Origin of the sequence: Dyadobacter sp. CY261, from assembly GCF_021440085.1 — a bacterium.
GTDB lineage: Bacteria > Bacteroidota > Bacteroidia > Cytophagales > Spirosomataceae > Dyadobacter.
In genome coordinates this window covers 538,736-558,316 of record NZ_JAKCPW010000001.1, presented here as the reverse complement: position 1 = coordinate 558,316, position 19,581 = coordinate 538,736, and the positions used below count along the sequence as shown (strand labels likewise).

Below are 19,581 nucleotides of genomic sequence, written 5' to 3'. Positions count from 1 at the left end.
ATAAAATAACGCATTCGAAAATTTGTCACTGATAGATATATCACATTTTTTTGCGGTGCCCCTACCCATTTCCTGACTGTGTTTAAAAAGCAAACCCGTTGAACTTTATGTCAAAAAAAATCGGTCTGCTGCTTGGCTGGTTACTAATTCATTTTTATGCCCAGGCACAGGTTCAGGCAATTGAACAACACTTTATCGTGGCCCAGGATGGAAGCGGCGATTTTAAAAGCATCCAGGAGGCCGTCAACGCCGTACGTGACCATTCACAGATCCGTGCTACGATAAGCGTGAAAAATGGCACCTATCATGAAAAACTCGTGATACCCGCCTGGAAAAAGAACATCACGCTGACCGGCGAGAGCCCTGAGCGGACCATCATTACCCACCGTGATTATTCCGGCAAGGATTTCCCGAATCAAGATTTTACTGGCAATGCAAAATTCAGCACCTACACTTCCTATACGGTGCTCGTGCAGGCCAATGATTGTACGCTTCAAAATCTCACCATCGAAAATAGGGCCGGGAAAGTCGGCCAGGCAGTGGCACTGGCAACCGAAGGCGATAGGATTGAAGTTTACAACTGTCGCATTTTAGGCAACCAGGATACATTATACACCTCTAAGGACGGCAGAAACTTCTTCAAAGACTGCTTCATTAACGGCACCACAGACTTCATTTTCGGCGAGGCTACGGCCCTTTTCTTGAACTGCACGATCGAGAGCCTTGCCAATTCCTACATTACCGCAGCATCCACGACCAAAGAGCAGGATTATGGTTACGTCTTTCTCAATTGCAAACTGACAGCCACCGCCGAGGCGACTGAAGTATATCTCGGCCGGCCGTGGCGGCCTTTTGCCAAAACTGTCTTCATCGACACCGAAATGGGCGGGCATATTGTGAAGGATGGTTGGGATCCGTGGAAAGGCGACAATATGTTTCCCGACAAGGAAAAGACCGCATTCTATGCTGAATACAACAGTACCGGTGCAGGCGCAAATGCGGCAGCGCGGGTGGGATGGTCGAAACAGCTCACTTCGCAGGATAGGGAAAAATATACACTGTCCAATATCCTGTCGGGCTGGGTACCAGGCCAACAGCTGCGTTTGCAGCCATCCGGTGTTGCCGACACCAGTTTTTCCGTCAAAGGTTCGTATCGGCACGAGGTCGGACAGCATCCCAATATCCAGATCGCCGATTCCACAATGCCCGGCCCGGTGCAGCTGATCCGGAATGTTACATACCGCGTTACGCCTACGGGGAGGCCTCTGATACTGGACGTTTACAAACCAAAGAGAAAAAGCAGGACGCGCTACCCCGCTGTACTGATGGTGCACGGCGGGGGCTGGCGCTCGGGTGACCGCACGCATAACAACACACTCGCACGCAAGCTCGCAGCCAAGGGATATGTTTGCATTACCGCCGATTACAGCCTATCCACCCACGCCCTCTACCCGGCCGCTGTTCACGACCTGAAAGCTGCATTGCGCTGGATGAGGACCCAGAGTAGTGCGTACGACATCGATACCGCCCGCATCGCCATTCTCGGATTCTCAGCCGGTGGCGAACTTGCCGCATTGATCGGCGCTACCAACGGCATCCCAAAATTTGAAGGCATAACGGGTCAAAAAGAGGTGTCAAGCAGCGTAAAAGCCGTGATCGACATCGACGGAATACTCGCATTCATCCATCCGGAATCGGGCGAGGGTAACGATTCCAAATCGATTTCGGCTGCCACTTACTGGTTTGGCTATCCCAAATCGGAACGCCCCGATCTTTGGAACGAGGCATCACCGCTTACACACGTGAGCGCCCAAACGCCTCCCTATCTGTTCATCAACAGCTCAGTGGATCGGATGCATGCCGGACGGGAAGATTTTATCAAAAAACTGAATGCATTCGGTACATACAGCGAAGTGCATACATTTCCCGACGCACCGCATACTTTCATGTTCTTCGACCCCTGGTTTGAACCTACCCTGGCAACCGTTTCGCGTTTCTTGAAAAAGGTCTTGACCCAAACATCCGCTACCGCGGCCAAATAACAAGATCAGCCGTGACGGGCAATTCCGTTATCGACTAATGCATTATGGTTTAGCCAGTTTCATGATCTTTCCCGTGGTATAATTGCAGATATAAAGCTCATCCGAGGCATCCGTTCCGAAGGCGGATATTTGCCCCACGCCTTCTGCGATAATGCTGTTTTGCACGGCCTTCCCATTCTTGGTTTCCAGCGCAAAAAGCCGACCGCTCACATAATCGCCGAAAACATATTTGCCTTCTAATGCCGGCACCGCCTTTCCGCGGTATACAAAACCACCCGTGATGGAATGCTCGCCATTGGCCTGCGGGAGATCGAGTACCGGATCGATCAGCCCGGCGGTTTCGCAATCGCGTTTGGGGTTGTAACAATCAATGCTCTCTTTTAACCGCCAGCCGTAATTGCCACCTTTGACGATGATATTGATCTCCTCCCGCTTGTTTTGGCCCACATCCCCGGCCCAAAGGGTATTGGTTGGGTCGTCGAAACTGATACGCCACGGATTACGCAGGCCGTAGGCAAAAATTTCTTCCCTGAAACCTTCCTTGTTTCCCGCGAACGGATTATCGGCTGGAATGCCGTAATTTCCTTTCGTCTTGCTGTTCACATCCACCCGCAAAATTTTGCCCAGCCAGGCACTTTTGTTTTGCCCGTTATTGCTCGGGTCACCCCAGCTTCCACCGTCACCGGTTGAAACGTAGAGATAGCCGTCCTTCCCGAATTTGACCGCCCCGCCATTGTGATTGTCAAAAGGTTGGTCAAATGTAAAAAGCACTGTTGCACTGGCAGGATCCGCACGATTGGGATCATTCTCAGACACCTTGTAGCGAACAATAGCAGTTTCCAGCTTTCCTGAAACCTTTGTCGTGTAATTCAGGAAAAAATAACCATTGTTTTTATAATCGGGATGAAAAGCCAGGCCTAGTAAACCAGCCTCCCCGCCATAGCTGACGAGCTTTTTGATATTGAGAAATTCCTTCGATGAGGCAGCCGAAGCTACATTTTCAAAAATACGGATTGTCCCCTCCTGTTCGACCACAAACAAGCGATTGGTGCCGTCGTTGGCATGGGTGAAATCAACCGGATAATCAAAATGCAGCCTGGGAAAGGCTTCCACCACTTTCACCGGCTCCGCACGAGGCCAGTGTTCGAAGGGTTTCGACGCATTGCAAATGATCAGTAAAGCAACGCCTGCAAGACTGCTCTTGAAGAACTTTTTCATGGCTTGTCGGATTTGGTTAACGACAGACCACCCTAAGGCAGCTCATCGGTTTTACAAGGCAAATGCTTTTCCGATTTACTCCACACCAAAAAGTCCAGTTGTCGATAATTAAACTTTCAAAAAGTTTTGAAAGTTTAATTCCATCATTACCTTTGGGCATGGAACTTGAAGAAGCAAAACGGAAATTTATTGAATCCTGGGGTAAACTGGGCTCGGAATGGGGCATTAACCGCACCATGGCGCAAGTACATGCCTTGCTGCTGATTTCGCCCGACCCGCTTACTACCGAGGAAATCATGGAAAATTTAAGCATTTCACGTGGCAACGCCAACATGACCCTCCGCGACCTCATCGGCTGGGGATTGATCGAAAAGCAGCACAAGCCTGGTGAGCGAAAAGAATACTTCTTCGCCGACAAGGATGTGTGGAACATTGCCAGGCAGGTAGCCAAAGAACGCCGCAAACGCGAGCTGGAGCCCGTCGTAAAAATCCTGGATGAACTTTCGAAAGTGACTGGTGATCCCAACGACCCTGCATTCAGCACGTTCAACAAATCGGTGAACGACATTAACAAGCTTGCAAAAAATGTCGATAAGACAATCGAAACGATGCTTACCGCGGAAGAGAGTTGGTTTTGGGGCGGCATTCTGAAATTATTCAAGTAATATTTTTGAATTAAACTTTCGATTTTTTCTGAAAATTCAAAATATATCATATTATGAAAACACTTCATAACCATGTCATTCTATACGATGCGGAATGCCCGATGTGCAACCTGTACACCGGAGCCTTTGTGCGAAGCGGCATGCTAGGTGCCGATGGGCGCGAATCATACCAACAATTTACCGGTGCAGCCTGTCCTAACCTGGATTGGCAGCGTGCCGTCAATGAAATTGCGCTCATCAACCGGGCAACCGGAGAGGTGAGCTACGGCATTGAAAGCCTGCTCAAAGTATGTGCGAATGCATCGCCAGCATTGGGTTTCCTTTTCCGCTGGAAACCCATGCTATGGTTGGCACGGAAGGCATATGCATTTATTTCTTATAATCGCCGCGTGATCGTTCCGGCGCCTGTTTCGGTGGATTCTTTTGGCTTTCAACCGACTTTCAAAATTCAGTACCGGCTGGCCTGGCTGCTATTTACGTGGGCACTCACCGCCTACATTCTCACCGCTTACACCAAATTATTGAATGGCTATATTCCTTCCGGCGAGGCTTGGCGGGAGTATTTGATCTGCGGCGGACAAATCCTGTTTCAGGGTGCCGTCATTTTCGCTTACCGACGTCGCGTGGCATGGGATTACCTCGGAAACATGATGACAGTCTCACTCGCCGGCGCGCTTGTCCTTTATGCACTCCTGATAATTGGCGTTTGGCTTAAACTCAGTTTTATGACATACGGCTTATGCGTTATGCCGGTCGTCTTCCTGATGCTCCTCGAACATTTGCGCAGATGTAAGCTGCTGGGGCTCGGCTATCTGATGTCTGCCAGCTGGGTTTTCTATCGGTTAATTGTGTTGGCCATTTTGTTAAAAGGGATCTGATGAATTACGGATGGATGGAACAACTTCGCGCAAAATTAAGCGCTTATGGTATGCTGTCGGAAGAAACAATGGCTGATTTGGCCCAACTCCTCCGCCCGCATTTCTATGCCAGGGGGGATTATTTCCTCCGTGAAGGACAGACGCCCCGGAACATTGCATTCATTGTAAAAGGCCTGTTCTCCCAATATTATGCCTCACCGGATGGCGACATGGTCATCAAAAAATTCTTTCCTGAGAACCATTTCGCCGGTTCAGTTCCCGCCCTACTGACGCATTCACCGAGCATATTCGCGATTAGGGCGCTTGAACATACGGAGACTCTGGAATACAACTTTTACGATTTCAAAGCCCTTACCGAAAAGCATCGCGATCTGGCGGCTTTCTATATCCGCTATATGGAACTGCACTGGATCATCGAAAAGGAGCCACTGGAAATCTCCTTTCGTCACGACAATGCCAAAAAGCGCTATCTCAATTTCTTGAAAGAGTATCCCAATCTGGAACCTCGGCTCAAACAGCACGAAATCGCATCGTACCTCGGCATCACACCCACGCAGCTCAGTCGCATCCGCGCGGATATGTGAATTTTTTACGGTCTCAACATTTGTAAATGTTTTCCTCAAGCGCCCGACCGACATTTGTCATATCCCAATCAAAACAATGACAAATGCTATGAAAAACGAAACCGATTTCCTGACCGATCAACTTGAAAACAAAGCCATTATGTTCGCTCCTAATGAGGGAGAACTATTGGCCATGGGAGGCAACAGCATTACCTTCAAAGTGACCAGCGACCTATCCAATGACCAGCTGGGTATATATGAAATAAAACTGGCCCCTTCTACCATCGGCGCGAAGCTACATTACCACCGGTTTATGGACGAAACTTTCATTGTCCGCCGGGGTACGCTCACGATAGATCTGGCCGACGGGCCCATTCAGGCATACGAGGGAGCCGTGGTGTACGTGCCACGTATGACGCCGCACGGATTTTCCAATCAGTCTGCCGACGAAGTCATCATTAATCTGATCTTCAACCCCGGCCAGCAAAGAGAAGGCTTCTTCCGTGGTCTCCAATCCATATTGACCGACCCGGTGATCGATGCCGCAAAGTATCTCAAATTGTACCAAAAGTATGACAGTTTCCCGGTGAATGCGGACAATATGCTACCGGTTGGAGCTCCTGGTCATCATGAAGGCAACGGATGAGTGATTCTTCAACAGTACCTAATCAACTTAAATTAGTTACATTTAAACAATCACTCACCTAAACCCTATTTATGAAAACCTCAAAATACACCATTGCCACTGCGGCAATGGCACTCGGAATATGTGTTATATGCGCATTCCGCGTTGAAAAACGTCCTGTAATACCTTTCAAAACCACTTTCAAATGGACTGGCGCATGGCAGCCTTCCCGCATCAGTGCCGGCGATGGCATTACGGCGCTAGATATCAAGATCGGGAAGTTCATCAATTTGCCGAAGGAGCAACTTGCGCAGGTAATTTTCAACGTCAATAACCGGTTTCCCGGCTCGCAACCATGGTCGACCTGGGCTGTGAGTGATATGTCGGGTTTGATCCCGTCGCATAAGGGTCTTACCGATGAGGAGCATGAGGCATATCTGGGTTATATGGATAAACTGGGTGTGCAGGTATTTTTAGAAATTTTCCCTTCGAAAAAAGCCGGAACGAGTGTCCCCGCTGAAATAGACAAGTTGCTTGGCAAGTTCAAACACCATCGTTCGGTGGTCGGAATAGGTATCGATCTGGAATATTACGAAAAGGCCAGTGACGAGGCGGCCAGAATCTGGGACGAGAAAATCAAATCGCACAACCCGGCATACCGCATGTTCATCAGGCATTACAGCCCCGATTTTATGCCGCCCACCTACCGCGGCAAAGGCGATCTTATTTTTGTCGATTACGCTTCAGAAGCCACGATCGACGAACTGAATAAAGGCTTTGCGGCCTGGGCCAACCGCTTCGCTCCTACTGCCTGCGCGTTTCAGATCGGCTACCCGGCCGATGAGGACGGTATGAACGGCAGCAACACGCTGGGCTGGTGGAAGTTGGAAGACCCGATCAAAGAATGGGGGCAAATGCTTCTTTCGGAGCTCAACAACCCCGGCCAGGAACTCGGGTTGATCTGGGTAACAGCCCGCTCAGGCAAAACCTACCACCAGCAATGGGACCTGACCAAAGGAGCCACATTGCCAAAACCAACCAAATGAACCTCTTCCGATAAACAACTATATATAACCAACAACATTCAAACACCGCCCCGCAACTTCCGTTTCAACATGCCGGCCGCCTGGGTATAGCCACCCTCGGCTCCGTCGACGAAATGAATATGCCCTTCCTTGAGGTCACGGACATAGCACGACATAACCGATTCGTTGCTAACGTGCAGTCCGTACAGTATTTGCGCGGCCGCTTCCAGCTCGTCAAGGGCCTGTTGAAGCTGCTCGCGCTGCCGCGGCGTGCCTGTGATAACAGTGTTAATTTTCCCGTCGATGACCAGCGTGTCCGACATTTCGACCATGCTGTTGAGGTAACTCCTGCCCTGTGACGTGCGAAAATATACGTAACCGGAAAACCACGCAATCCACGATGCAGCCATGCCCAGGATGCTCGTACGACCCTTCTTGACCTGCATTTCCATTTCCATCTTCTTGAAAGTGGTCTTCCAGATCAATCGGGGGACGGAAATAGGCTGGCGACGGACGTAAGGCCCATAGATCGCATCAATCTGTTCTATCACCCGGGCAAACAATGCGGACTGCTTTTTTCCGGCCGGTACACACACCAGCAGTGTGACTACTTCCTGATTATTTTCGGGCGGGCCGATCTTGTCCCATCGGCATTGCATTCCGCTGAAATCCAGCACGTCTTCCGGTTTGGGCTCATAATCGAAGTGGTAGTGCTCATTTTTGATCACCTTTTCGGCATAGTGAAGTCCGTCACCTAGCACGACAGGAATCGTAAAAATTCCCGACAATTTCAGTTTGCTCAGTTTCAGTTCATAACCCTGGTCATAAACTTCGCTCACCGCGACCTTCCCGATCCGGAGGTCCAGTCCAAAGCTTTCCTTGGTATTTTTCCGAAATACGGCCAGCGCCACCATTGCCGCGTCGATGATCGTCGGCGGAACGATGAAAGTTGCGCCATCCCCGCCAAAAAAGAACGGCACCACGACTCCGGATTTGAATGCAATATTTAAAATGCTCACAATGCTGCCCGTCGCAATAAGGTTCACAGTCTGGTGCAATCCACCCTTCACGGCATTGGTAGAGTTCCTGATATCGGTGATCACTACATGCCACGATTCAGGGACATTATAAAAGAGATGCTCCTCGGTAAGCAGTTCACCCAGCGAAATATGGTTGGCGGGCAAACGCGAATAAAACTGTTCGTTCGGGGCCAGCGACATGGTTCTCTTGCAAGTTCGAGTTTGAAACCGGTGACGGAATAGGCGTTCCGGCACGGAATTTAAGCCAATTTTCTTAAATATTACTTGCCCGGAAATCGGTAATGCTGGCAAGTTTTTGTTTTTTGCAAGTTAGAAATGAATGCCTGCCGCACTGCGCGCCACTTCGCGGTGACCCAGACAAACCCAAAACCTTAGTCTTGAATGCTTCGACCGACTTTTCGTAACCTTACACTCCTGTTCCTACTGTTGCTATCAGCCTGGGCGATGGCCCAAACCAAGCCAGCTCCCAACAAGCCTTGGTTGAAAGAATACAACGATTACCGGGAATATGACGACGTCTACGTTGTCAAGAAAGTCAATATTCCCTGCCGCTCCTACGAAACCTTCGTTACCGACAAAAACGGCCGAAAACTTACCCCCGCCTATCGGGATATCGGCGACTTCGCCGAAGGGCTAGCGGAGTTTGTGCCCACGGAACTGAGCCCGGAGGGACATGGCCTGCACGGATTTATCGACAAGCGCGGCAAAGTCGTGATCGAGCCTAAATACATCTCTACCGACCGGTATCGTAACGGCAAAACCTGGGTTATTTACCCCGCAGGCGAGCATTATGGGCTTTCCTACATCGACGTGACCGGAAAGGAGATTTATAAAATCCCTATCGAGCACTATTCGAAGGATTATCTTATTAAAGACTCCGACATCGATTTCCTTTGCAACCAGGATACCAAAGAAGATGTGCTATGGTGGATAAAAAGACCTATGGATTTCTTTACACTGAACTTCAATTTCAGCCGGTTTATAGAAAAGGAAATTAAAGCCTCAAAATTTATTTACCACTTTAAATATCAGGGCAAATTCGGCATTATTGATAAAAACATGGTGCTGAAAGTGCCGGTGGCGTTGGACGATATCGACCCGAAATACAAATACTCGGGCCAGGGAATGGAACGCGTGCAATATGGCGACAAGTACGGCTACATCAGTCCGTTCACCGGCGACCTGCTTGTCCCTTTTGAATACACCGACACCCGCAAGCCTACTAATGGCTTATTTTGGGTTAAAAAGAATGGCAAATGGGGCTGTATCGATAAAACCGGTAAGCTGCGCATTCAGCATTTGTACGACGAAGCTACCGGCTTCACTGCCGAAAACCGTTCTGCGGTTGCGATCAATGGGAAGTTCGGGCATATCGATAAATCGGGCAAAGTGCGCACGCCATTGAAATATGATTTCGCTTCCTACTACAATCACGGCATATCGATGATCCGCATAGACGACAAGTATGGTTATATGGACACCACCGGCCGTTTCATCACCGACATCATCTACGACGAAGCCCTTCCGTTCGACCAGGCAACTACGACCGTAGAGCGCTCCTGGCTCCGTTTCGAACTCTCGTTGGATGGCAAGGAGCAATTAGTCGGCTTTTCCTACAAGCTGAATGCGGTATTCATCATCATCGGCTTCCTGGTCTTCATTTGGCTCAATAGTTTGCTTTACCAGCGAATGCTGAAAGGGCGCCTGGCGGGAAGGGTCAAAAAATAGCTTCAAGGCACGAGAACGATCCGTTTCCCGGGCGTTTGGAGTGTCCAAGCTTTGGCAACGTCCTGTAACGGCATTACAATTGTGTCAATTCTGAGCTTTCCTTCGGCTGCCAGTGAAAATAACATCGGTAATATTTCCCCGGGTACGCGCTGCATAACTTCCTTGGAAATGCTGCCTCCGCCGACACCGTAAAGTTCAATGGCCGAGCTCCTCAAAAAAGCCGACGGCAGCTGGATCGTTGGCCCCGCCATTTCTCCCACCGTTACGTAACGCGTGCGGTGCGCTTCCGCATGCAGGTCGTTACCCGCAAGCGCGTTCAGGAGCATTTCAGCCGGTTTTCCCCAGGTATAGTCGATCACGATATCGAAGGGACTCGCCTCGTGCAGGTCGGCAATGCGTTTCGCAAGTTTGTCTTCCTCTTCTTTGAGTACCACAACTTCGTCAGCACCTAGTTCGAGCACCGATTTCAGAATGTGCTCGTTACGTCCGGCTGCGATAATCCGCCCCGCGCCCAAATGCCTCGCGAGTTGAATAGCCACTTTGCCGGTCACCCCGGTAGCACCATTGACATACACCGTATCCCCCGGCTGGATCCCCGCTCGGCTGACCAGCGAAAACCACGCCGATAATGCCGGATTGGGCAGTGCCGCGGCAGTCACATCATCGATTGCGTCAGGAACGGCCACGTAACGTGCCGGGATCGTCGCAAACTCGGCCATCATCCCCGAACCACCCCCGGCATATACCCGTTGTCCATTTTCGAGCATGCCCACCCCGTCGACACCCATCACAACCGGCAACTGCCCATGGCTGGAATAGTGCGCGCCGCTGGCAACGCCTTTGTCGATATTTTTAACGGATGCGGCCTTCACCCGGATGAGTTGCTGCCCTTTTGACGGCGCCGGTTCCGGAAAGTCGCCATAAACCGGAGAAGCGCCAAATTGATTTAAAATCGCTGCTTTCATAGCTGTTGTCGTTTTGTTTTGTCATGCCAAAATTCGACAACCACGGGCGCCCCGGACGTTAACAAAAGATAAGAAATCCAGAAAGCTATATTTTTCCCTCGCGCATCAGCTTTTTGCGGATTCTGCTGAGCGAAACCGGTGTAATACCGAGGTAAGATGCTATATAATGCTGAGGAACGCGCTGAATGATGTGCGGACTTTCCCTCAAGAGCTGCACATACCGGTCAGCAGGTGAATGTTTGATGAATGAAATGCAATGCTTCATATAATGCAGCTGCCGCTCGAACAACATTTCTGAAAGGGCCGCGCTGTTGGCCGGATCGCTGTAAATATCACCAAAAACCTGATCAAGATCGTCTTTGTGGATCCAATGCAACACACACGGTTCCACGGTTTCGACTGTCACCGGGCTTGGTATCTGCCGCCGGAAGCTCTCGACGGAGGACACGCTTTCGTTCTCGAAAAAGAACTGGAATGTAGTGTCCATACCATCGTTATTGAACCAAACCCGCACACATCCCTTTTCGATCAGATACGCACGTTTCGAAATCTCCCCCTCCTGCAACAGAATTGTGCGGGCTGGCACTTCCAGCCGGTTGTAATAACATTGAAATTCCTCCCACTTGCTTTCGGGAAGGTTCAAAACGGCTCTATAGCTGTTAAACATCTATAACAAATCTTAATCTGCCCTATTTACGACAACCGCCGCATTCGGGTGATAAATACTTAAAGCAGTTGCTAAACACTCATTAACATGACCACAGAAACAAATCAATCCGCACTTGAAAAGCTTCTAGCTGATAGTCGGGAAGCGCTGAAAGGCTATTGTGAATACAAGGGCATCCAATATCCGATGGATCAATGGGTCACGATACTGAGTATTGCAAGAGATTCAATATCCCAAATACGCAAACCGTTGCTGCCTGGATTCAAAGGGGCATTATCCCGAAAGAGAATGTAGTGACCATTCCTGAATACAATAATATCAGGCTCATCAAAGCTGTCCCTTACCACAACGGCCGGCAGTTATCATCCAGACATCTTCACAAAGGCTCGTAAGTCAGCAGCACCACCCCGCTTTTGAATATGCGGCTGTCGGTCAGTTTCAGGTCGAGTTTGCGGGTCAGGCCCTGGAAGGATGGCGTGCCGCTTCCTAGTGCGACGGGATCGATCATGTATTGATATTCATCGATGAGGCCGGCTTCGGCGAGTTGGGCGATAATGCTGCCGCTGCCAAGAATGGTCATCACCCGGTCGGGATCGGATTTGAGCTCCCGGACGGCTTCCACGAGATCGCTTTGGATGATCGTGGTATTTTCCCAATCCACACTTTCCAATGTACTGGAGAAAACGATCTTCTCGGATTCATTCATGCCTTTGGCCACGTCGGGCATTTGTTCAAGCGCCATCGGCGTCGGCCAGAAACTGGCCATCATTTCGTAGGTAACCCTGCCAAAAAGCAAGGTAGCTTTGGCTTCCATGTTCTCGGATGCAAATCCGCTCTCTTCTTCGCCATGCCGGTGCCAACTAATGTCGTTATCCGGACCTTTGTAATAGCCGTTGAGTGTGATAAAATTGTAGGCAATAAGCTTTCCCATTATACATTGCTTTTGAGATGAAGGTTGTCAACGAAGTAAATTAACGACGCCTTTGTAACTCAAAAACGAACCATTATTCAATTCTACCCTGATTTTGTAAGGATAAATACCCGGCGAAGTCCTTTCTCCGTGGTAAGTCCCATCCCAGCCGGCGCGAGGGTCCGATGCTGCAAAATTAGATTTCCGGTAAATGACTTCTCCCCAGCGGTTATAAATGAACATTTCCCGGACTTGCTTCACGCACGAGTTGCCATACACATAGAAAACCTCGTTCAACTGGTCATTATTAGGTGAAAACGCATCCGGGATTTCAATGCCGCACGGTTTTACGTACACCTGCACCCGAGCCTGCCGCGTGCAAATTTGGTCGGGATCGGAAACTTCGAGCTGATATAATGTCGATTGCTGTGGCGACGCCCAGGGATCGGGGCAATCGGAACAAGATAACCCTGACTGGTCCCAATGATAGGCGTAGCTACCCGCAGGCTCAACCATAGGCTCCACATGCACACTATCACCCTGCGTGATCGAAAGCGTAGGCGTCACCGACAGCTCGATGCGCACAACTTCGAGGACGGTGGTCACTACGCTATCACAACCGGTTGCCTGTGGGATATTTTGAATATAAGTTCCGGGTTGCGTGTAGGTACTGTCGCCCACCGCAACCCGTTCGCCTTCACAAATCCGCAGGTTTTGGGTGAACTTTCCCACCGGGTTGACAGTCAATGTCAGCGTGACGGTGCTATCGCACACACTACTTTTGCTCACGTTCCTGACATAAACCCCGCTCGTTCTCAGCAAAGTGTCTCCCAACGCAAATACATTCCCGTCGCAAATCGCATTCGCGATCGTGGCAGTCTTCTTTTTAAAACTCACCGTAAAATCCAGGCCCAGCGCGCACGACTCGTCCAGACTTCCCCGTGGCACCATATCGACGTGGAATTGATCACCCACATTCGCTTTCACGCGGATCTGCTGCGAGGTTTCGCCATTGTTCCAGGTATACTTCCCAAATCCTTCGGGTGCCGCAAACGTCAGGTAACCGTCCTCGTCGGGGCAGTCGGAAACCTGTCTGATCTCCGATTTAAGACATTCTGCATCGAAATAGGCGTAGCCGAAATGCCTCATGCGCGTACAGCCATGCGCCGTGACCACAATGGTGATGGTTTTACCGATAAAATTCCGCAGATCGATGGCCCCTACCGTCCAATTCCGATATTGAATGTCGCCTACCGCCTGGAAGCCCTCCACGGTATTAGTGCCTTCGAGCTGAATGTCGTAACTGCTGCAAGGCAGCTCCTCGCCCTTGCTGTCGAATATGAGAATATTGAAACCAGGTTTCTGGAAAGGCTCGTGATTGGCTCGGCCATCGGCGCCCGTGTTTTGTAAAATCACCGCAAACTTGTATTGAAATAGCGTGTTATCGGCTGTGACAGTGTAGTTGGTATGAATACGGCTGAAATGCCCTCCCTCGTTCACATTCCCGATCCGCATGGAGCGCGTGCTGCCTGGTGCCACCATCGGGATCGACGGTATCTTCGGATCATTGCCATCGGAAATGCCCGTGATGTAGTGCTCGTTGTTGTGCGTGCCGCTCAGCTCGTTTTGAAAAACCGTCTCCTGATTTGCGTCGGTGACTGTGCCGTAGGTCATGATCCACCCATTGGCATTACCTTGTTCGAAACCGATATTGGCGCAATCTACCTGCGCGTAGGACGCTCTAAGGCACAGGCAAAATATGATGATTAAACGTAGAAAATGCTTCATAAGGGTCTGAGGTTCTTTGGAACGTTTTACGCCGGATGGAGCGTGGTCGTTGCGTAGAAACCCGTTCTTTTTACGCATACATGAAATTCCGAAAAAAGTAGGTTTTCTGTTACTTTATTCGGAATATTAAAAATTTACAGCATTATAATTCCATCGATATTAAAATCAGGTGTGACATAATTAAGACAAAAGAATAATCTACGCCGCGAGGAGAGCAATATCACCTCGTTTTGCCCGACGGGAGCAAGTTGTGGCTCAATTCCGCGTCGTCTATCCGCTACCGAAACGGTAGCGGAAGCGCAGGCTTCGGGGCGGTTGTCGTACGGCGCCAAAGTCGGTCCTTCGATCGAATACATGCAGGTCGACGGCAAAATTCTACCCATCGGTAGGCGGCCCGGGTCTGGCGTGTAGCACCGTAATGGTGATCAAACCCACAACCCTGCCCGACGGCATACCGGTTTACAATTCGATCAGCCATTATCCCAAAGCCGAAGAAATCGCATTCGGCGTCGGCAACCCGCCGCACACTATCATCGGTTAACCAATACTTTCCATTACAAGAATTTGTCGCTGAATGTGCTGTTCGACGGTAAGTTTGGAGCGGTGGGTTATAACAACTTAATGTGGTTCAAAGCGATGCCTTGCTCGGACGCGTATGGTGGGACAAAAAATAATTGTGGCAATATGATGAGGGTTCGGCATTCAAATGGCTGTCCTCATCATATACAACCCTGATGACAAAAGCATTGTAAATAAGCATTTAACTATCCTAAACCCTTTACCAATTATGAGAGTTTTCAGCTTTGCAGCTTGCCTGTTGTTGGGTCTGTTGTTCAATCCGGCTTGGTCGCAGACCAAGAAGTACAGCATTGTCATCAAAGGAGGGCACGTGATCGATCCCAAAAACAACATCGACGCCGTAATGGACGTGGCCGTAGAAGGCACACCGGGCGGCGAAGACGGTAAGATCGCGCTGGTTGCTAAAAATATCGACCCGTCACTTGCGGCCCAGGTGGTGGATGCCAAAGGCCTGTATGTGACGCCCGGCATTATCGACATCCACGTGCATTTCTTTTGGGGTACCGACCTGAAAGGGACTTACCGAAACGGCCCCAACGGCCTGCAAGCGGATGGCTTCACCTTTCGTTCGGGCGTGACTACCGTGGTAGATGCGGGTAGCTCAGGCTGGAAAACTTTCGAAACTTTCAAAAAGCAGACCATCGACCTCTCCAAAACGCGTGTTCTTGCAATGCTGAACATCGTTGGAGAGGGCATGGCCGGCGGCAAATTCGAGAACAGTCTTGAAGAAATGGATGCCAAAGCCACGGCAGAAATGGCCAAAAAGTATCCCAATGACATCGTCGGCGTAAAGCTGGCGCATTACGTGGGCCACGACTGGACTCCCACTGACCGCGCACTGGAGGCGGGGACACTCGCCAATATTCCTATTATGGTTGATTTCGGCAGTGCGAATCCCGTTTTGCCATTGGAGGAATTATACCTTAAAAAATTCCGGAAGGGCGATATCTACACCCATTGTTTTGGTGGTAACAGTAACAATAGCGGCCGAGGTCGGGAATCCATCGTCGATGTTTCGACCAACAAAGTGAAACCGTATACCATCGAAGCCCAAAAGCGCGGCGTGATCTTCGACGTCGGTTTTGGTGGATCAAGCTTCCTGCTCTCCCAAGGCCAGCCTGCCATCAAACAGGGTTTTTACCCAAACTCCATCAGCACCGACTTGCATACCAGCAGCATGAACAATGCGATGAAGGATATGAACAACATCATGTCGATGTTTCTCGCCATGGGTATGGATTTCAAAAGCGTGATCAAAGCCAGCACCTGGAACCCTGCACAGGAAATCCACCGTGAAGAGCTGGGTAACCTTTCAGTAGGGTCTCCGGCTGACATTGCCATTCTCAACCTACGCGATGGGAACTTCGGCTATTACGCCCGCGACGGCAAGATTACCGGCAAAAAACGGATCGAAACCGAAGCAACCATCCGTGCGGGCAGTATTGTGTACACGCTCAACGCACGTGTGGATCCCATTAATTTGCCCCGTCCCGAACGCCAGGGTGGCGGCCAGGGACAGCAAGGACAAGGCGGCCCGCCAAGATAGCGAATGACATTTAATAAAAAAGGAGTATTGCAAAGGCATTTTTGCATCTTTATGAAGTGTCTGTTGCTTTGTCGCCATTCGACTGCGCTCAGGGCGACAAAGCATGAACCAAAATACCATTTTTCTAAATACAGCCTTTCCCGGCAATACCCTTTTATCACCCAAACATCCAATTCCTAAACACCAATGAAACGCAGAGAACTTCTCAAAGACCTTTCTATGATTCCGCTTGCAGGGGGCGTTTTAAGCACATCGGCGGCATTCGCCGAGAGCAGCAAACCCAAATGGTTCCAGAAAGCCGCAGCCGCCGTGTCCGCACCCGGACCATTAAAAGCGGGACCGCAAATCTATCAGTCGATCGGTGTTGAGCCGATTATAAACTGCCGGGGAACATTTACGATTATCGGGGCATCCATTGAATTGCCGGAAGTTCGTCAGGCGATGGAATATGCCTGCCAGTACAATGTACAGATCGACGAACTTGCATTCGGCGTAGGTCAGCGCTTGTCCGAGATCACCGGATCTGAATGGGGCATGGTGTCATCGGGCTGTGCAGCCGGTATGAATGAGGTTACAGCGGGCATTGTCGCGGGTGGTAACCCCGAAAAACTGATCCGCATTCCCAACCTGGAAGGTTTCGAGAAAACCGAGGTTATCATCCCAAGATCTTCCCGCAACGTGTATGACCACGCGATCCGCAATGTGGGCGTAAAGATTATTACCGTCGAAACGATCGAAGAACTGAAAAAGGCGATCACTCCCCGCACAGCGATGATCTATATGATGCCGGGCGATGAGCCGTGGACTGTAAAAGCCGTAGCAGATATCGCCAAACCCGCTGGTGTACCCGTGTTGGTGGACGCCGCCGCGGAGCGTTTGACGATCCCCAATATCCACCTTCAGGCCGGTGCATCTGTGGTGGCTTACAGTGGTGGTAAAGTAATTCGCGGGCCGCAATGTGCTGGCCTCATGCTGGGCAGCAAGGACGTCCTGATGTCGGCATGGCAGGCCAGCGCACCGCACCACGGGCCTTGCCGTAACAACAAGGTAGGCCGTGAAGAAATGGTGGGAATGCTCGCCGCCGTAGAAGCCTGGGCAACCCGCGACCATAAAGCGGAAATGAAAATGTGGGTTTCTTGGCTCGACACGATCTCCAAAAAATTGAATAGCGTACCAAGCGCAAAACTGGAAATCAGGGAACCGAAAGAAGGTGCGCTCGACAATGCAACACCGACCCTGACGATTACCTGGGACCCTACCAAACTCAACATTACCGGACAGGAAGTAGCCGATGAACTGCAAACTACCAAGCCACGCGTGGCGGTAGGGACCGGCTTCCGGAGAGGACAGGAGGCACAATCAGGCCCTCCTACCACCTCCATTACGGTGGCTGCTTATATGATGGGACCTGGCAACGACAAAATCGTGGCAGACCGCATTTTTGAAGTCCTTACACGCAAGCGCAGCGCGCCTAAGGCCGAAGCAGTGATGAAAGCGCCTGCCGCCGAAATCGCCGGCCGCTGGGATGTGAGCATCGATTTTTACACCAGCACCAGCAAGCATTCCTTCATTATCGAGCGCCAGGACGGCAACTACCTTTACGGAACGCACAAGGGCGAGTTTGCAACGCGCGAACTGTTTGGCAACATCGACGGCGATGAAGTACGTTTCCAGAGCCGTTACAGCGTGCCGGGTGATAATGTAGTGATGACATTTTACGGAAAGCTCGCTGCCAACACCATTACCGGCGAAATCGACATGGTGGAATACGTGAATGCAAAATTCACCGCCAAACGCGCCACCTTCCCGAACAACCGCCAGCGGATCAACATCCCCGCCGGACGCCCGCTCTCGACTTAGGACAGTTTTGACACAATGGATTTGACATAATCGGTAATTAACATAAAAAGCCATGGATCATGCCATGGCTTTTATGCTAATTACTAAATCTAAAAATTTTAATATCGTGAAGCCCGTCATCGACACGGCTGAACAGTCTGATCTTCCGCGCGGTAACCCGCATTCGGAGCCGTGAAACTACGACCAAAACGCACAAAAGTGAAGATTTTTTAATAATAGCGTTGATTTTTCCGCAAAAAAATAGGGGTGTAGCTCTTGCACCGTATCATTTAAATACTACTTTTGCATCACGATTGACGGCCAGGTGGTGGAATTGGTAGACACGCTACTTTGAGGGGGTAGTGCCTTCGGGTATAGGAGTTCGACTCTCCTTCTGGTCACATTGTATAAAGTGCGTTTGGTACACCAGACGCATTTTTTTGTGCCTGATCCCACCAACCTCTCTCCCGAAATGGTCCGACTTTTGCTATATTTACATAAAGCGCTTAACCTCGACACTTTGTAAACATAGCATTGCATTTGGTTCTCAAAAGGCCGATTGGGATGGCGTGTCACAACCGAACTAATGGCAATGATAGAAATTGCAAGAATCGCGGCACTCATGAAAGCACACCACTTGAATACCAGCGAACTAGCTGAGATTGTGCGCCTATCCCCATCCAAAATATCAAAGGTCCTTTCAGGAGATCAAAAATTCACCTCCGACGCCTTGGGAATTCTTATCAAGGAGCTGGGCATTCATCCCAACTGGCTTTTTGGCTATGAAGGTGAACCGCAAACGGTTATGTACATGAAAGATCTCGTCCATAAAAGCGAAGTCGAGAAGCTGGAAGCCAGAATCAGGGAACTGAAAGATGAGCTCGGGGAAGTTTACAAGCAACTGGCGCAGGAAAGAAGGGTTAAGTAGGCATTTCCCATTATCCTGTTGCATTCTACAAATGAGGCGACTATCTTTACAAACGTTTGAATAACCCCGAAAATCAAGAAAGTTTTGAATTACACCCCCTGCATGAAGTTTACTTTCCTGCTTGGTGTGGTCGGTTTGCTGGTAGCTGGCAAGGGTGAGTGTATGGCCCAATGCAAGGAAACAATCAGCCCGTCCAATCACAAGAAAGTACATTATCACAAAATCCAGCTCGCGGACAAAAAGGAGTATCTGACGCTTTCGCGTACAGGCGAGGAGATGGTTTTGAGCTATCATAACGAACGCATCGGGCTGGTGTTCTATTCCGAAATGTTCACAGAAATACGCTTTTGGACGCCGCAGGGCAAGTTTTCGCTTTACTCCACGGCCAACGACCGTAGTAATTGGCAACGGATCTTCATCCTGGCTTCACCAGTAACGCGGAAGGAGCTCGACAAAATGAAAACCACAACAAAAATTGAAGTTCTGCTGACCGAGGACACCAAAGTGTTCAGTGTTGATGCCCAGAAAAATGCGCTGCTGAACAAGGCGATCGCCTGCATGCACTAAGTCACCCA

At 50.1% G+C, this 19,581-nt stretch carries 19 protein-coding genes and 1 tRNA gene; 14 read left to right on the top strand and 6 right to left on the bottom strand.

Going from position 1 to position 19,581, the window contains the following annotated elements:
- Positions 1-107: 107 nt before the first annotated feature.
- Positions 108-2,042, top strand: a complete 1,935-nt coding sequence (locus LZD49_RS02340) for a pectinesterase family protein (RefSeq protein ID WP_234665703.1) — start codon at positions 108-110, stop codon at positions 2,040-2,042.
- A 42-nt stretch (positions 2,043-2,084) separates the two neighbouring features.
- Here the strand turns inward: LZD49_RS02340 and LZD49_RS02335 are convergent, their stop codons facing one another.
- Entirely contained in the window at positions 2,085-3,260 is a 1,176-nt protein-coding gene (locus LZD49_RS02335) for a sorbosone dehydrogenase family protein (protein WP_234665702.1), read from the bottom strand.
- A 158-nt stretch (positions 3,261-3,418) separates the two neighbouring features.
- On the opposite strand from LZD49_RS02335, the gene LZD49_RS02330 reads away from it, so the two are divergent.
- The 5 genes from LZD49_RS02330 to LZD49_RS02310 all read left to right on the top strand — a co-directional run bounded on the left by LZD49_RS02330 (position 3,419) and on the right by LZD49_RS02310 (position 7,037).
- The gene (locus LZD49_RS02330) at positions 3,419-3,925 is read left to right on the top strand and encodes a GbsR/MarR family transcriptional regulator (RefSeq protein ID WP_234665701.1); all 507 of its coding nucleotides are present in this window, start codon (positions 3,419-3,421) and stop codon (positions 3,923-3,925) included.
- 53 nt (positions 3,926-3,978) lie between these two features.
- The gene (locus LZD49_RS02325; protein WP_234665700.1) at positions 3,979-4,803 is read left to right on the top strand and encodes a DUF393 domain-containing protein; all 825 of its coding nucleotides are present in this window, start codon (positions 3,979-3,981) and stop codon (positions 4,801-4,803) included.
- A 14-nt stretch (positions 4,804-4,817) separates the two neighbouring features.
- Complete coding sequence (locus tag LZD49_RS02320) at positions 4,818-5,387, top strand: Crp/Fnr family transcriptional regulator (RefSeq protein WP_234665699.1); 570 nt, start codon at positions 4,818-4,820, stop codon at positions 5,385-5,387.
- A gap of 88 nt (positions 5,388-5,475) precedes the next feature.
- Positions 5,476-6,012 (top strand): cupin domain-containing protein, encoded by a 537-nt coding sequence (locus tag LZD49_RS02315; RefSeq protein WP_234665698.1) that lies wholly within the window; start codon positions 5,476-5,478, stop codon positions 6,010-6,012.
- Between the two features lie 71 nt (positions 6,013-6,083).
- Positions 6,084-7,037: a hypothetical protein gene (locus LZD49_RS02310; protein WP_234665697.1), complete on the top strand. Its 954-nt coding sequence runs from the start codon at positions 6,084-6,086 to the stop codon at positions 7,035-7,037.
- 38 nt (positions 7,038-7,075) lie between these two features.
- On the opposite strand, the gene LZD49_RS02305 is transcribed toward LZD49_RS02310, so the two are convergent.
- Positions 7,076-8,236 (bottom strand): DUF3095 domain-containing protein, encoded by a 1,161-nt coding sequence (locus LZD49_RS02305; protein ID WP_234665696.1) that lies wholly within the window; start codon positions 8,234-8,236, stop codon positions 7,076-7,078.
- Between the two features lie 201 nt (positions 8,237-8,437).
- Between LZD49_RS02305 and LZD49_RS02300 the strand changes: the two genes are divergently transcribed.
- Positions 8,438-9,784, top strand: coding sequence for a WG repeat-containing protein (locus LZD49_RS02300; protein ID WP_234665695.1), 1,347 nt, complete (start codon positions 8,438-8,440; stop codon positions 9,782-9,784).
- A gap of 2 nt (positions 9,785-9,786) precedes the next feature.
- Here the strand turns inward: LZD49_RS02300 and LZD49_RS02295 are convergent, their stop codons facing one another.
- Both LZD49_RS02295 and LZD49_RS02290 read right to left on the bottom strand, forming a co-directional pair.
- Entirely contained in the window at positions 9,787-10,749 is a 963-nt protein-coding gene (locus LZD49_RS02295; RefSeq protein WP_234665694.1) for a zinc-binding alcohol dehydrogenase family protein, read from the bottom strand.
- A gap of 85 nt (positions 10,750-10,834) precedes the next feature.
- A complete protein-coding gene (locus tag LZD49_RS02290; RefSeq protein WP_234665693.1) occupies positions 10,835-11,416 on the bottom strand; it encodes a Crp/Fnr family transcriptional regulator in 582 nt (193 codons plus the stop codon).
- Positions 11,417-11,503: 87 nt separating this feature from the next.
- Here LZD49_RS02290 and LZD49_RS02285 point away from each other — a divergent pair, with 87 nt between their 5' ends.
- Entirely contained in the window at positions 11,504-11,710 is a 207-nt protein-coding gene (locus LZD49_RS02285; protein WP_234665692.1) for a hypothetical protein, read from the top strand.
- 82 nt (positions 11,711-11,792) lie between these two features.
- Here the strand turns inward: LZD49_RS02285 and LZD49_RS02280 are convergent, their stop codons facing one another.
- Together LZD49_RS02280 and LZD49_RS02275 are read right to left on the bottom strand one after the other, a co-directional pair.
- The gene (locus LZD49_RS02280; RefSeq protein ID WP_234665691.1) at positions 11,793-12,347 is read right to left on the bottom strand and encodes a dihydrofolate reductase family protein; all 555 of its coding nucleotides are present in this window, start codon (positions 12,345-12,347) and stop codon (positions 11,793-11,795) included.
- 27 nt (positions 12,348-12,374) lie between these two features.
- Positions 12,375-14,114 carry a gliding motility-associated C-terminal domain-containing protein gene (locus LZD49_RS02275; protein WP_234665690.1) on the bottom strand — a complete coding sequence of 580 codons (1,740 nt, stop codon included), beginning with the start codon at positions 14,112-14,114 and terminating at the stop codon, positions 12,375-12,377.
- Between the two features lie 418 nt (positions 14,115-14,532).
- Here LZD49_RS02275 and LZD49_RS35455 point away from each other — a divergent pair, with 418 nt between their 5' ends.
- From LZD49_RS35455 to LZD49_RS02250, 6 genes are all read left to right on the top strand, one after another.
- Positions 14,533-14,655 carry a hypothetical protein gene (locus LZD49_RS35455; RefSeq protein WP_255720897.1) on the top strand — a complete coding sequence of 41 codons (123 nt, stop codon included), beginning with the start codon at positions 14,533-14,535 and terminating at the stop codon, positions 14,653-14,655.
- A gap of 246 nt (positions 14,656-14,901) precedes the next feature.
- Positions 14,902-16,239 (top strand): amidohydrolase/deacetylase family metallohydrolase, encoded by a 1,338-nt coding sequence (locus tag LZD49_RS02270; RefSeq protein WP_234665689.1) that lies wholly within the window; start codon positions 14,902-14,904, stop codon positions 16,237-16,239.
- Positions 16,240-16,425: 186 nt separating this feature from the next.
- Positions 16,426-18,099: a PLP-dependent transferase gene (locus LZD49_RS02265; RefSeq protein WP_234665688.1), complete on the top strand. Its 1,674-nt coding sequence runs from the start codon at positions 16,426-16,428 to the stop codon at positions 18,097-18,099.
- 298 nt (positions 18,100-18,397) lie between these two features.
- Positions 18,398-18,479, top strand: a tRNA-Leu gene (locus tag LZD49_RS02260).
- Between the two features lie 221 nt (positions 18,480-18,700).
- Positions 18,701-19,006, top strand: a complete 306-nt coding sequence (locus LZD49_RS02255) for a helix-turn-helix domain-containing protein (RefSeq protein ID WP_234665687.1) — start codon at positions 18,701-18,703, stop codon at positions 19,004-19,006.
- 102 nt (positions 19,007-19,108) lie between these two features.
- Entirely contained in the window at positions 19,109-19,573 is a 465-nt protein-coding gene (locus LZD49_RS02250; RefSeq protein WP_234665686.1) for a hypothetical protein, read from the top strand.
- The last annotated feature ends 8 nt before the right edge of the window (positions 19,574-19,581 follow it).

Bases quoted from the DNA above. Each gene is read 5' to 3' on its own strand.
- LZD49_RS02275 (WP_234665690.1), bottom strand. From the start codon at position 14,114: ATGAAGCATTTTCTACGTTTAATCATCATATTTTGCCTGTGCCTTAGA.
- LZD49_RS02325 (WP_234665700.1), top strand. From the start codon at position 3,979: ATGAAAACACTTCATAACCATGTCATTCTATACGATGCGGAATGCCCG.
- LZD49_RS02250 (WP_234665686.1), top strand. From the start codon at position 19,109: ATGAAGTTTACTTTCCTGCTTGGTGTGGTCGGTTTGCTGGTAGCTGGC.
- LZD49_RS02285 (WP_234665692.1), top strand. From the start codon at position 11,504: ATGACCACAGAAACAAATCAATCCGCACTTGAAAAGCTTCTAGCTGAT.
- LZD49_RS02265 (WP_234665688.1), top strand. From the start codon at position 16,426: ATGAAACGCAGAGAACTTCTCAAAGACCTTTCTATGATTCCGCTTGCA.
- LZD49_RS02270 (WP_234665689.1), top strand. From the start codon at position 14,902: ATGAGAGTTTTCAGCTTTGCAGCTTGCCTGTTGTTGGGTCTGTTGTTC.
- LZD49_RS02295 (WP_234665694.1), bottom strand. From the start codon at position 10,749: ATGAAAGCAGCGATTTTAAATCAATTTGGCGCTTCTCCGGTTTATGGC.
- LZD49_RS02280 (WP_234665691.1), bottom strand. From the start codon at position 12,347: ATGGGAAAGCTTATTGCCTACAATTTTATCACACTCAACGGCTATTAC.
- LZD49_RS02315 (WP_234665698.1), top strand. From the start codon at position 5,476: ATGAAAAACGAAACCGATTTCCTGACCGATCAACTTGAAAACAAAGCC.
- LZD49_RS02340 (WP_234665703.1), top strand. From the start codon at position 108: ATGTCAAAAAAAATCGGTCTGCTGCTTGGCTGGTTACTAATTCATTTT.
- LZD49_RS02320 (WP_234665699.1), top strand. From the start codon at position 4,818: ATGGAACAACTTCGCGCAAAATTAAGCGCTTATGGTATGCTGTCGGAA.
- LZD49_RS02255 (WP_234665687.1), top strand. From the start codon at position 18,701: ATGAAAGCACACCACTTGAATACCAGCGAACTAGCTGAGATTGTGCGC.
- LZD49_RS02330 (WP_234665701.1), top strand. From the start codon at position 3,419: ATGGAACTTGAAGAAGCAAAACGGAAATTTATTGAATCCTGGGGTAAA.
- LZD49_RS02310 (WP_234665697.1), top strand. From the start codon at position 6,084: ATGAAAACCTCAAAATACACCATTGCCACTGCGGCAATGGCACTCGGA.
- LZD49_RS35455 (WP_255720897.1), top strand. From the start codon at position 14,533: ATGGTGATCAAACCCACAACCCTGCCCGACGGCATACCGGTTTACAAT.
- LZD49_RS02300 (WP_234665695.1), top strand. From the start codon at position 8,438: ATGCTTCGACCGACTTTTCGTAACCTTACACTCCTGTTCCTACTGTTG.
- LZD49_RS02335 (WP_234665702.1), bottom strand. From the start codon at position 3,260: ATGAAAAAGTTCTTCAAGAGCAGTCTTGCAGGCGTTGCTTTACTGATC.
- LZD49_RS02290 (WP_234665693.1), bottom strand. From the start codon at position 11,416: ATGTTTAACAGCTATAGAGCCGTTTTGAACCTTCCCGAAAGCAAGTGG.
- LZD49_RS02305 (WP_234665696.1), bottom strand. From the start codon at position 8,236: ATGTCGCTGGCCCCGAACGAACAGTTTTATTCGCGTTTGCCCGCCAAC.